The organism is Pseudoalteromonas sp. GW168-MNA-CIBAN-0100 (assembly GCF_040309225.1).
Lineage (GTDB): Bacteria > Pseudomonadota > Gammaproteobacteria > Enterobacterales > Alteromonadaceae > Pseudoalteromonas > Pseudoalteromonas arctica.
Map to the genome: position 1 here is coordinate 1 of NZ_JBEOOL010000587.1, position 270 is coordinate 270.

1 pseudogene is annotated in these 270 nt (G+C 64.1%); it reads right to left on the reverse strand.

What is annotated here, in order from left to right:
* Positions 1–270, reverse strand: a pseudogene (locus tag AAEY62_RS22555) (amidophosphoribosyltransferase); the annotation flags it as partial.

The window sequence follows — 270 nt, forward strand, 5'->3', positions numbered from 1 at the left end:
GCACGTGCTTGTCCTTGAACTCGATGCTCATCGCGTTGAGCTTCTGGCGCACCGACTTCTTGCGCACGGCCTGCCCCGGCATGATGAAGGTCCGGCCGACGTAGCGGTTCTTGAAGAAGCCTTCGCGATACTCGACGCCGAGCTTCGCGGCGACCTGCATCGCGGCCGGGCGCGACGAATCGGGAATCGGCATCACGACGTCGATCGGCACGTTCGGCAGCTCGCGCTTGATCTTCTCGGCGAGATAGTCGCCCATGCGCAGGCGCACGT